Origin of the sequence: Aliamphritea hakodatensis (assembly GCF_024347195.1) — a bacterium.
In the GTDB taxonomy this organism is placed as follows: Bacteria; Pseudomonadota; Gammaproteobacteria; order Pseudomonadales; family Balneatricaceae; genus Amphritea; species Amphritea hakodatensis.
On the sequence record NZ_AP025281.1, the window covers coordinates 4,917,504 to 4,929,428 of the forward strand.

At 51.5% G+C, this 11,925-nt stretch carries 11 protein-coding genes; 1 reads left to right on the top strand and 10 read right to left on the bottom strand.

The genetic code is table 11. The features are described from left to right. Positions 1-13: 13 nt before the first annotated feature. On the top strand, positions 14-1,531 hold the full coding sequence (gene ilvA, locus PCI15_RS22360; protein WP_271272075.1) for a threonine ammonia-lyase, biosynthetic: 1,518 nt from the start codon (positions 14-16) through the stop codon (positions 1,529-1,531). A gap of 57 nt (positions 1,532-1,588) precedes the next feature. On the opposite strand, the gene PCI15_RS22365 is transcribed toward ilvA, so the two are convergent. The 10 genes from PCI15_RS22365 to PCI15_RS22410 form a co-directional block, all read right to left on the bottom strand. Continuing rightward, complete coding sequence (locus PCI15_RS22365) at positions 1,589-2,089, bottom strand: hypothetical protein (protein WP_271272076.1); 501 nt, start codon at positions 2,087-2,089, stop codon at positions 1,589-1,591. Between the two features lie 149 nt (positions 2,090-2,238). Continuing rightward, positions 2,239-3,492, bottom strand: coding sequence for a transporter (locus tag PCI15_RS22370; protein WP_271272077.1), 1,254 nt, complete (start codon positions 3,490-3,492; stop codon positions 2,239-2,241). 217 nt (positions 3,493-3,709) lie between these two features. Next, a complete protein-coding gene (locus PCI15_RS22375) occupies positions 3,710-4,447 on the bottom strand; it encodes a hypothetical protein (protein ID WP_271272078.1) in 738 nt (245 codons plus the stop codon). Between the two features lie 81 nt (positions 4,448-4,528). Continuing rightward, a complete protein-coding gene (locus PCI15_RS22380; RefSeq protein ID WP_271272079.1) occupies positions 4,529-5,269 on the bottom strand; it encodes a C39 family peptidase in 741 nt (246 codons plus the stop codon). 183 nt (positions 5,270-5,452) lie between these two features. After that, a complete protein-coding gene (locus PCI15_RS22385; protein ID WP_271272080.1) occupies positions 5,453-6,760 on the bottom strand; it encodes a FapB/FapC family functional amyloid domain-containing protein in 1,308 nt (435 codons plus the stop codon). A gap of 43 nt (positions 6,761-6,803) precedes the next feature. Then, positions 6,804-7,433 (bottom strand): FapB/FapC family functional amyloid domain-containing protein, encoded by a 630-nt coding sequence (locus PCI15_RS22390; protein ID WP_271272081.1) that lies wholly within the window; start codon positions 7,431-7,433, stop codon positions 6,804-6,806. 2 nt (positions 7,434-7,435) lie between these two features. After that, positions 7,436-7,780 (bottom strand): hypothetical protein, encoded by a 345-nt coding sequence (locus PCI15_RS22395; RefSeq protein ID WP_271272082.1) that lies wholly within the window; start codon positions 7,778-7,780, stop codon positions 7,436-7,438. A gap of 382 nt (positions 7,781-8,162) precedes the next feature. Continuing rightward, entirely contained in the window at positions 8,163-9,545 is a 1,383-nt protein-coding gene (locus PCI15_RS22400) for a sigma-54 dependent transcriptional regulator (RefSeq protein WP_271272083.1), read from the bottom strand. A gap of 199 nt (positions 9,546-9,744) precedes the next feature. Beyond that, on the bottom strand, positions 9,745-11,142 hold the full coding sequence (locus tag PCI15_RS22405) for a TRAP transporter large permease (protein ID WP_271272084.1): 1,398 nt from the start codon (positions 11,140-11,142) through the stop codon (positions 9,745-9,747). Further along, positions 11,139-11,735 carry a TRAP transporter small permease gene (locus PCI15_RS22410; RefSeq protein ID WP_271272085.1) on the bottom strand — a complete coding sequence of 199 codons (597 nt, stop codon included), beginning with the start codon at positions 11,733-11,735 and terminating at the stop codon, positions 11,139-11,141. Before PCI15_RS22410 ends, PCI15_RS22405 begins: the two co-directional genes overlap by 4 nt. Positions 11,736-11,925: the final 190 nt, after the last annotated feature.

The following is an 11,925-nucleotide window of genomic DNA, read 5'->3' on the forward strand; positions in this document are numbered from 1 at the left end:
AAAGAACTGAATCATGCCCGACCGTTATATAAAGAAAATCCTCGAAGCCCGCGTCTATGATGTGGCTGTTGAGACACCTCTGGATGAAGCCCGCGGCTTGTCCGAACGCCTGAATAACCGTGTTTTACTGAAACGTGAAGATGAACAGCCGGTGTTCTCTTTCAAGATTCGCGGTGCCTATAACAAGATGATTCAGCTCAGCGAAGCAGAACGCCAGCGCGGGGTCATTGCCGCCTCTGCCGGTAACCATGCTCAGGGGCTGGCCATGGCGGCCCAGAAGCTGGGAGTGGACGCCACCATAGTAATGCCGAAAACCACCCCGGAAGTGAAGGTTAACAACGTGCGCCGCTATGGCGGAAACGTGATCCTCCACGGCGACGCATTTGACGCGGCGAACATCCATGCCAAGGCCCTGGTGGAAGAGCGCGGCCTGACCTACGTGCATCCCTTTGATGATCCGGATGTTATCGCCGGCCAGGGCACGGTAGCCATGGAATTACTGCGTCAGGAATCCGGCCCGATTAACGCGATTTTTGTGCCGGTTGGCGGCGGCGGTCTGCTGGCCGGTGTATCCGCCTATGTGAAATACCTGCGCCCGGATACCAAAGTGATCGGTGTCGAATCCAGCGAATCTGCCAGCATGCATGCGGCGCTGGCTGCCGGCGAACGGGTCACCCTGGATCAGGTGGGTATCTTCGCCGACGGCGTCGCCGTTGCTCAGGTTGGCCAGTACACCTTCGAAGTGGCACAGAAATATGTCGATGAAGTCATTACCGTCAGCATTGATGAAATCTGTGCCGCCGTGAAAGACATCTATGACGATACCCGCTCGATCTGCGAACCGTCCGGCGCACTGGCCGTGGCAGGTATGAAAAAGTTTGTCGAACGGGAACAGTGTACCGACAGCACCATGATCGCCATTTCATCCGGTGCCAACGTAAACTTTGACCGCCTGCGCCACATCGCTGAACGTTCCGAACTGGGTGAAAACCGCGAAGCGATTATTGCGGTGAAAATCCCGGAACGCCCGGGCAGCTTCAAGCAGTTCTGCAGTGATCTGGGCAAACGCAATATCACCGAATTCAACTACCGCTATGCCAACGATGAAGACGCGCAGATCTTCGTCGGCGTACAGCTGACCCCCGGGCCGGACGCCCGCAGCGAACTGCTCAGCGATCTGAAAGGCAGCGATTACAAAGTGATCGACCTGTCTGATAACGAAATGGCCAAACTCCATGTCCGCTACATGGTGGGTGGGCGGGCGCCTGAGTCAGTGGATAATGAAATCCTGTACCGCTTTGAATTTCCGGAGCGCCCCGGTGCCCTGATGAACTTCCTCAGCAAGCTTGGCGGCCGCTGGAACATTTCTATGTTCCACTACCGTAACCACGGCGCGGCTTACGGCCGGGTATTAGTGGGTCTGCAGGTGCCTGCTGACGAGCACGATAAAGTCTCTGAGTTCCTGGATGACATTGGTTATAACTACTGGGAAGAAACCGACAATCCGGCCTATAAACTGTTCTTAGGCTGAATTAAAAAGCTGAAACAAAAAAGGCGACCATCCGGTCGCCTTTTTAATCACTGTGTTTCAGGGCATTTCCGGAGAATGCCGGAACCCTTCGCCAAAGAAAGCCTGCCAGACAAAGGCCATGATACTCACCAGCCCCCAGGCCAGACCGAACACCACACCGATATCCACAATGCCCCGCCAGGGCTGATCCAGCAGGTGCACCAGCTGTACCATCACCAGAATCCCCGCCAGCAGGCAGTAAGTAACAATCATCCTGCGACGGCGAATATCAAAAAAACCCATACAGAACAGCGGTGCCAGAATCAGGCGCACCGGGGTGACGTTATCTTTAAGGAAGAGTAACCGGGCAGCGACCCGCGGCGAATATGCCTGCTGGAATCCCCGGTAGCCCTCAAATACGCCCATAAATGCAACGCATGTTGCCAGCCCCAGCCAGTGATACCAGTCCAGCGGATAGGCAAAACTTTCCAGGCCAATTGCCCCTAACCGGACAATGGCGTTTCCGAGAATGAATGTCAGCCCTAAAAAACCCCAGCTAACCGCGATGAATCCCAACACAGGCTATCCCTGTTCAAAACTGCAAAGCGGCAATTATAGAGCATCCCCCTGAAGAGACGAAAGATCTGGATCAAACCGTTAACAGACAACCGTTAAATCCTTGCTTAAAAAAACCTGGATGACGAGGGAGGCCACCCAGGCGCTCTGCATCAGAAGCGGAATGGGAACCTCATTGACAGAGCAAAATCGGGCGCATCCGGCGTTAAACCTATACCCAGAGACGTGGACATAGATAATTTATCACTCAGCGCATAAGTAACCCCTACCGAGAAGGTTGCAGCATTACCGTCACTGCCAATTACTTCCTGTTTGGAAGCACCATCCAGCTGGGTTTCACTTTCCTGACTGATCCGCTGCGACAGGGACATACTCATGCTGGTACGTTCATTCAGCGCAAATGCCATACCGACACCGTAGTGTATTGAGTCCCCCAGCTTTACCTTACCCGGCTGATTACCGACAGCGGCACTGATATCTCCAAAACTTTCTTCAAAGTGATGGGTATAACCAATATTGGCAAATAAGATTGCCGGATCGGTGGTTTTTACAAATGAGAAACCGGTTGTCAGGCTGTATAAACCACTCCCGGTGGGTAATTCTTTAGGGAAGGTCAGATCATCGCCATTCGCGGCGGTTTTAGTAATGGTAGGTGTGCCGTACGGATCGGTACCGGTGGGAATTTTTAAACTCAGATTCCAGACGATATCCGGCCGGTCATCGGTCTCTTTATATAACTGATACGCCGATAACAGGGTTATATCACCCAGCCCGCTTTCACTGACCTCTGATTCAACACCGCCGCTGACATTTCGCTGGAAGTTAGTATTCCGGTACACCCACGGAATCGTCATCCCTACCTGCCAGCGATCGGTTACGTTATACCGCCCGGTAACATCAAAGGTGAATATATCAGCCTTCACATCATCCACGGCAATATCGCCAAGGAAGATAGCATCCAGTGCCAGGAAGCCTTCAAGTACCAGATCTTTACGGTCGTAATGGCTGTAATTGAACCCTGCCTCAAGTGTGAACTTATCACTGAAGAGTGCATGCTCTTCCTGCAAAACGTTTTCTACGCTGGAACTGGGACTCGCTGACTTCTTCACTTCTTCTTTTTCAGTCGCAGCAGTCTGTTGTCCTGCCTGCTGCCCCTGTTGCCGGGCGGGTGCCACTTGCGGATCACTTTCCAGCTGCAGCAGGCGTCCTTCCATCTTCCGCAGCATCTCAGCCTGGCTCTTGTTAATAAGTTGCAACTGTTTAATTTCATAGCGCAGTTGATCTGCCTCACTGGCAGTCATTGCTTCACCATTTTCAGCAATTACACAGGTTGAAACGGACATCCCCAACGCGATGCAGACTGCAACGGTACAACGACGAAGACGAAAATAGACTAACTTTTCCATGGTGTTTCCCTCTTTCTTCAGTCATGTCAGAGACCAATGGTTCTGACTGAAAGCGAGACACTGCCTGCACACACTCGATTTTCAGCAGCATGAAACCCCATCCACTGCTGCATTCCCCACCGGCTTAACCGGTCAGCTGTGTTCGCCTGTTTTTATTGTTTCCCTGTCTGGCAAATATTGCCGTGCCTGAAGCACAGCAATACCTGTCAGGCATGCTTTATAACCCCCTCAGATTATTCAGTGCTCTGTGGAAATTTCTGGAGGCTCCGGATAAGTTTCCGGAAGGTGCCAGCTGAACATTTAAACCTATACGGTTAAATATCTGGTTTAAGTTGCTGTTTAGCTGAGTACTTTGAAGGATGTTCCCCGCAGACAGGATCTGCCGGCGGGATATACGCTGAGCGACGGTGCCGACATCCGGCACGTCTACCTGATAACCGATTCCTGCGCCATTCGCCTGAACCTGAGTGGTCACCCCTTCATCATTGGCAAAGCTCTCCCGGCCTGCACCGACCTGTACCAGATCAGGCCCGCGTAACTGAGGTGTTCCGGACGCATCTGTCACCGTCCATTCCACATTATTGTGAACCCCGTTATTGTCCCCTGCGACCTGAATGTTCTGCACAACCCCCGCAATATCATCTAACGCTCCGTTATCCGATACGCCACTGAGAACCTGATTACCTGCACCGGTACTGGCTACCCCCAGATCACGGGTACGGTAAATGGTTATATTCGGACGGAATCCCCGCCCGGAAAAGCTGATATCCATATGCAACTCCATGCTGAAATCCTGTCCGGCACGGTGCCAGTCGGTCGCCATCACGACGCCAAAGAAACTGACGTCACGGCCATCAACAAAACGTCCCCGCATGTCTGCTAGTACAGCATCCGGTACATCATCCCCTTCCAGACCAAAAGGTCCGGCTACAGCAGTTGGAGCCAGTAACCACACACTAGTGGCGAGAGCTCCAGGTATTACTTTTTTCAACCATCTCATACCTTTCATGATGGTATCTCCTCCCGAAACGGGCGGTTAAAACAGCTCCGCATGGGTAAACCCATGCTCTAACAGCTGTGCATCACTCAGTGGCGCAAATACATTCACCAGACTTCTGGCGGTAAGCGGTGGCGGTGGATTCAGCAACACACTGTTACGGTCAAATCCTTTACCGATAACAGCAAATACCACACCGTTCCAACTGGAAACGAACTCGTCTTTAGGCATAATTTTATTCCCGAGGGCCGGGTCTGCGATGTAAACCAGATCATCAGTGGTTTTTTTCAGCACAACAAAATGCTTATAGCCTTTAAGGTCGAGCAGCACGATCGTGGGTATCTGAATATCTTTGAGCTTATCAGCACCAACCTGATAACCCCGTCCCCGCATACCAATCTGTTCCACGTAATGCTTTATATTTAATAAGGAAAAGCCCTGTTCCCGAACCAGTTCAATATCACTGACTGCAAACAAACCATCCAGCATATCCTGCTCGGTAACCTTCAGTCCGTAAGCAAAGCGCATAACGGTTGCCAGTGATGCCGCACCACAACTGAAATCCGTCTGCTGACGGATAAGGTGATGGAAGCGTTTCTCACGCATACTTAACACACGTTTATTAATGGTTGTGTGCTGAGGCACTACAGCACTGAACTGTATGCTTGCCGCCTGAACCTGGAAGGTTGTTAACCATGCAACACTCAGCACCGCAGCCAGCAAACAGCCGGGCAGCCAAGTGTGGAATTTAGAGGATGGTCGTTCTGCAAAACTGGGCATATCCATCTCCTGGGAAGGTTTCCGGACCCCGGGGATAATTCCTGCCTTATCCACTTCCGGAAACCTTGCAGATCCGGGTGGTTACCATCCTGATAACCACCCGAAGACTTACCAATCAACACGTTATGCTATTACCGGAATCCTTATCTGAATGCATACGCTGTAAGGCTCTGAAGCAGTGAATTACTCACCACCACCGGTTTCGCCACCACCTGCCGCAGGTACGGCATTCACACGGCTGATTGCCAGGCTGTTGTTCTGCAGGTTAGCGGTACCGGCAGCACTGTTCACCCCGATGTTACCCCGGGCACCGTTCAGCGCGTTACCCGTCAGAACAGCATTGTTCTGGTGACGTACATAACGGCTGACAATATATTGTGCAGAACCGGTCAGGGTACCGCTCAGTTCCTGAGTACCCACTTCGCTAAAGCCCAGACGGCCACTTTCACGGCTAGGTCCGACTGTACCCCGTTCACGGCTGGCGCCTATACGGCCGCTTTCACGGGAACCGCTGATAGTACCTGACTCATTGAACTCAAACTTACCAACCTGCTGACCCAAATTATCAAAATCCAGGTGGCCGATCATAGTATCACCCTGTGGGTGATCATCGCCGAGCCAGATTTCAGGATATACATCGTTGCTCTGCTGAGAAGAACCGTTATACGTCGCAGGGCCATTAGAACCCACATAGCGGGTACCAAAGTTTGTACCGCTATATCTTGCAGGTCCGTTGGTACCCCGGTATCCACCGGAACCGTCACCTTCATAGGTACCGGTCAGTGAGCCGCCAACACTGAAGTTGGTGGTCAGCACTTCATGAGTTTCTTCCGGAATATTCGCGGTCACGTTATGTTCGGCCTCCTGCTTCACTGAAACCGTTGCTTCCCCCATAGAACCGGAAGCCACCGCACCGGCAAATGAATTGCCCTGTACGTTACTGTTACCTGCTGCACTGTTCAGACCGATGTTACCCCGGGCATTACGCAGGGCATTACCGCCAACGGCCGCAGTATTGATAGTACCGTGGTTCATTGTTTCGTTATCATCAGCGTTCTGATCCACAAATACTTCGGCATCCGCTGATCCCAGTACAAAAGCAGCATCTGCGGCAGCCAGTGCAGCCGCGTTACTCTGCACGTTGGTACCACCGGCAGCGGAGTTCACCCCGATATTACCCTTGGCATTGTTCAGTACATTGCCACCGAACAGGGCATTATTATCAACCCGGTCGTTCATAACAGAGTTGTGATCACTGTCCTGCTCCATATCGATCACGGCCATACCCAGTGAATCGACCCGGATAGTCCCCCTGATCTCAACTTCACCGCTGTACTCAACATCTTTCTTAACTTTCACGTATTTCTTCAGCGTGGCACCATCCCCATGGTCCCCCCGGTGTCCACCATTTCCTTCAGCAGCGGCTGTTCCGGTAAAACTCAGTGCAGCGACGGCTAATGCCAGTGGTGCAATTTTGAATACCTGTTTCATGGTCTTTCTCCTTATTTTCCCCTGAGTTCGGACATCTGCCCGATCATTGCTCGGCTCCGACCGAAACGGTCAGGCCAAAACTGTTACTGGTTGCGTTTCCGGAACCCGCTAACTGATTGATCTGCACCACACCACTTGCGCCTTCAAATGCTGAGCCACTGATTGCGGCTTCACGGTGTTGCTGTATCTGATTCTGGTTCGGCTGGACGCCGGGTTGACCGGTGACCGTGAGACTGAGCTCACTTTCGGTCACCGCAACCCCGCCAATGGCGAACCCGATTGCGATATCATTAACCTGTGCGTTTGCTACGCCACTGGCATGGTTGACGGAGATCATTCCAGAGGCATTTGAAAATGCGTTCCCCTGGATCAGACTCACTGCAGAGTCCGGTGCGTCACCCGGCACCTGAACATGTTGCGCTGCATGAACTGTAGCGCTGGCAACCCCCTGCCCAACACTGAATGCCAATGCTCTGGCGTTCAGCTGGGCATTAGAGTCTCCGGCAGCGATATTGACGCCAATAACGCCGGCACTGCCTTCTAAAGCCATGTCCTGAATAACGGCCTGGGTGGAATATTGCTGCATTTGAGGTACCGGATCAGCGATCACCTGCATCGCCGTACAACCCAACAACCCAACAAGCAGACTTGCCTGAATCTTTAAGGGTGTCATGATTAGCGACCCCCCAGATTTACTTTAATTGTTATGACCTGGTTGCCCTGATGCACCGAGCGGTTTCCCCTTCCTTTGTCGGATGAATCTTCATCCCAAAGGATGACTTCATGCCTCTGTGCCGCAACAACCAGTGCTTCACTTCCCTGTCCCCGCATACCTGCGAGATGCTCATCGGATAACTGATAGACTGCAGTCAGATTCAACCCTGCCAGATCGGATAAAACTGCTTCGGCGTCCATTGCTGCAGGCTGAGCGACAACACTGCTATGCCAACCGGCAAACAGCAGCGAAAATGTAGCTACGGTCCTGGTAAGCGCTTTAGTGTTGATATGGAAACTGCTCATTTTTCTTACCTGCCTATCGAGTTATCTCGGTACAGGTATTGCGAAAACGGGGCCAGTTTTCATAACTGACTGAATTTGAAAGGAATAAAATAAAAAGAAAGGAATCTGACTCAGAAAAGGACCTGAACCGGGTCGGTAAGTGTTTCAATTATCTAACACTCAATCTGTGCATAAACAATAAAACCATTAATAAACAAAAGCTTATATGAAAATTCGATCCTGTTACCCAAGTGTGACATATACCGAACAGGCCGGATTCAATGCTTCATAAATGTTACATATCTGCAACACAAGCATGACATAGAAAACGCTAACCAACTGATAAAAAAGAAAAAACCCGCATAATGCGGGCTTCATAATTAAAAACATCGGTAAACTGGAATCAGCTCACCATACTGCTGTCATCAAAACCAATGTCATACTTGGCCAGTAACCGGTACAGCGTGACTCTGGAGACGCCTAACGTCTTGGCAGCCTTACTCATGTTAAAACGACAGTGCTGCAAAGCACTCTCTATCGCCTGGCGTTCCGCAACATTTCTGGCATCCGCCAGCGACATCACATCCCGGGTGACAAAACCGTCCACCAACCCCAGATCCATCGGGCACACCAGCCGTCCTTCGCACATCACCACAGCCCGTCTGACCCGATTGATCATCTCCCGGACATTACCCGGCCAGTTATAGGCCGTCATTGCCTGCAGTGCCTGTTTGGAAAAGCCTTTGATCTTACCGTGTCCTTCAGCCCTGAAATGCTGAAAGAAAAACCGGCCAAGCAACTCAATATCCCCCTCACGGTCCCGTAATGCCGGTGGCCGCAACTGAAGAACATTCAACCGGTACAGTAAATCCTCCCGAAACTTCTTTGCCAGAACAGCCTCATCCAGATCCACATGGGTTGCCGCAAGCACCCGGACGTCTACCTTAATATCCTTGGTTGAGCCAACCCGCTGGATAACCTGCTCCTGAAGAAAACGTAATAAATTCACCTGCAGCGGCATCGCCAGATCACCGATTTCATCCAGAAACAGCGTGCCACCGTCGGCGGCTTCAATACGACCAATCTGTCGCTGTATCGCACCGGTAAACGCACCTTTCTCATGCCCAAACAGCTCCGACTGAATCAGATGCTCAGGCAACGCACCGCAGTTAACCGTGATAAAGGGCTTACCGGCCCGGCTGGAACGTTCGTGTACCGCCCGGGCAATTAACTCTTTACCTGTACCGCTCTCACCACGAATAAGCACCGGCGCATCAACAGCTGCTACTTTGCGGATACCGCTAAATAATTTCAGCATTGACTGACTGCTCCCCACCATGTGGTAGTCGTCATAGTGTCCTTCAGTGAGCTGCTTGGACAAACTGGCCATGCCATAAGCATGGCCCAGTGTCGTGACCAGGCTGGACACCCCGCCATCATCCAGTGGCAACGTATAATAATCGTAACAGGCGTGATGAATCAGTTGGCACAGGTCACTCTCATCCAGACAACAATGTCGGGTCAGCAACAGCCATTCTGTGTTTTTGTTTCGGGCAAACAGATCATCGGCAGCCAGTAAGTCTGCCGTCTCTACCTGCTCCAGATGTACAATACCTACCCGGTAATCTTTTGGCCGTGTCTGTTGATGGGCCTGTTGGAAAGTATCTACGCGGTCAACCCGCCACCCGTGTTCAGCAATAATTTCACTCAACTGCGTTGACCTGGCGCCGGTCGTATCCACATAAAGTAACGGCCGCCCCTGGTCAGAAACCAGTGAAGTATCCATAAAAATCCCCCGTTGAAGCTCCCTGCCTTCTCATCCCTGATTATTGTTTTTGAGAAACACTTTTCATGTGTAGCAAGATTGAGGATAGTTAAAAAATGTACCTAAGATGGGAAAAAAATTTATAGTACCCATTTATAGGTGATTATTTTTCACACAAAAAAGGCCGCATTATGCGGCCTTAAACAAAAGTATGTTTGGCTTAGTATCCCCGCAGTTCGTCGATATATTCCGGCAAGAATAAAGATATTTGCGGAATATAAGTGATCAGAACTAAGAAGAATAAAAGTAAACATAACCAAGGCAGACATGCCTTGATAACCCAGACCATATTCTTGCCGGTTATCCCGGCGGTGACGAACAGATTGAGTCCCACCGGCGGTGTCAGCATACCGATTTCCATATTCACCACCATGATGATGCCCAGGTGAATCGGGTCGATACCCAGCTGCGTGGCAATCGGGAACAGAATCGGCGCCATGATCAGGATAATCGCCGAAGGCTCCATAAAGTTACCGGCAATCAGTAACAGAATGTTCACCACAATCAGGAAACCCCAGGCTGGCAGGCCCCAGGTGATGATGGTTTCAGCAATGGCATGGGGAATCCGTTCAGTGGTCAGTACATGGGCGAACAGCATCGCGTTAGCAATGATGAACAGCAGCATCAGGGATACCTTAGCGGCATCCATAATCACCTTACGTACTTCCGGATGACGGACCGACTGAGGCATAGCCCACAACATCTGTAAACAGTTACGGCCAATCGCCCGTACCAGCGCTTCCCCTTCATTGCGCCAGGCAATACCCTTCATCGGGCCGATGTCCCGGTAGCCCATCACCGATACCAGATACGCATACACTGCAGCCACGGCCGCCGCTTCTGTCGGGCTGGCAACCCCTCCGTAAATAGACCCCAGCACGATAAAGATCAGCATCAGGCCACCCAGGGCGACGAAAAACGACTTGGCCAGTGCGCCAAAACCCGGAAATTTTTCTGCCGGCAGTTTCATGATCCGTGCGGCAATGTAAATCGCCAGCATCAGAATACCGCCCATCATCAGACCCGGGATAAAGCCGGCCATAAACATCCGTGAAGCAGACACCTCAGTGGCAGCCGCATACACCAGCATGACGATAGAAGGCGGAATCAGAATTCCCAGCGTACCGGCGTTGGCAATAACACCTGCCGCAAAGGACTCCGGATAGCCGGAACGCACCATACCGGCAATAACAATGGTACCGATTGCTGCAACCGTCGCCGGAGATGAACCGGAAACCGCTGCAAACAACATACACGCCATCACCGACGCCATCGCCAGACCACCACGGATATGGCCAACGCTGTCGATAGCAAAACTGATCAGACGCTTCGCCACACCACCGGTAGACAGAAACGCAGAAGACAAAATGAAAAACGGTATTGCCAGCAGCGTATAATGCTCGGATGTTGCCTCAAAAAACTTCAGTGCAACGGACGCCAGCGAGTCGTTCGAGAACATCAGGATGGTTGCCACACTGGACAGACCCAGCGCAATGGCAATCGGCATCCCGATAAAAATACAGCCGAACAGCAATATAAAAAGAATAGCAGTGGTCATGACCGGTCTCCCTTATGCTGATCCTGTTGCGGGCCCTGTCCTTCTGACGCACGCTGACTTTGTTCAGCCTGTAACTCTTTGGCAATCTCCATACTTTCTTCCGCTTCATCAGTGAAGTGGAAGCCATTTACTTCGCCTTTGATGATCTTCAGGCCCAGCTGTAGCAGACGAATAATCAGCATGACGAAACCGATCACCAGAATGCTCATCACCGTCCACTTCGGAATCGGTAAGTCTTCCAGCTCAATGCCGATCATTTTCATCTTGCTGAGATAGATCCAGGAACCGTACAGCAGCAGTCCGGCATAGGTCAGGCACAGCCCCAGCGCGATAATCGTCAGCGCCCGGTAAATCTTTTTCGGCAGCAATTTCACAAACACATCCACACCGATGTGCACGCCGGCCTTAATGCCGTAAGACGCTCCATACAGAACGAACCAGGCAGCAATCAGCAGGGTAACTTCCTGCGCCCAGTGAATACCGGCATTAAATCCGAAGCGCATTACTACTTCGGCAAATACCAACAGGGTCATGCTGACCAACAACAGAGACAGAAATGTTTCTTCCAGCTCCGTAACAACTTTACGAACCATATGGCCCCCTGCACGGGTGATTCCCGTTATTCTTATGATATTCCCGGCACTGCAAAGCCAGTAAGTCATCACTTACTGTGAAAATTCACATGCCGGGAAAGCAAATACTTTGCAGATATCCGTCGGGCCTGGCCGGTATTAAGCCAGCGGGCCCATCTGCAAAATATCCGCTGTATGAAAGGTGCCCCGA

Bases quoted from the DNA above. Each gene is read 5' to 3' on its own strand.
- ilvA (WP_271272075.1), top strand. From the start codon at position 14: ATGCCCGACCGTTATATAAAGAAAATCCTCGAAGCCCGCGTCTATGAT.
- PCI15_RS22370 (WP_271272077.1), bottom strand. From the start codon at position 3,492: ATGGAAAAGTTAGTCTATTTTCGTCTTCGTCGTTGTACCGTTGCAGTC.
- PCI15_RS22380 (WP_271272079.1), bottom strand. From the start codon at position 5,269: ATGCCCAGTTTTGCAGAACGACCATCCTCTAAATTCCACACTTGGCTG.
- PCI15_RS22385 (WP_271272080.1), bottom strand. From the start codon at position 6,760: ATGAAACAGGTATTCAAAATTGCACCACTGGCATTAGCCGTCGCTGCA.
- PCI15_RS22390 (WP_271272081.1), bottom strand. From the start codon at position 7,433: ATGACACCCTTAAAGATTCAGGCAAGTCTGCTTGTTGGGTTGTTGGGT.
- PCI15_RS22395 (WP_271272082.1), bottom strand. From the start codon at position 7,780: ATGAGCAGTTTCCATATCAACACTAAAGCGCTTACCAGGACCGTAGCT.
- PCI15_RS22400 (WP_271272083.1), bottom strand. From the start codon at position 9,545: ATGGATACTTCACTGGTTTCTGACCAGGGGCGGCCGTTACTTTATGTG.
- PCI15_RS22405 (WP_271272084.1), bottom strand. From the start codon at position 11,142: ATGACCACTGCTATTCTTTTTATATTGCTGTTCGGCTGTATTTTTATC.
- PCI15_RS22410 (WP_271272085.1), bottom strand. From the start codon at position 11,735: ATGGTTCGTAAAGTTGTTACGGAGCTGGAAGAAACATTTCTGTCTCTG.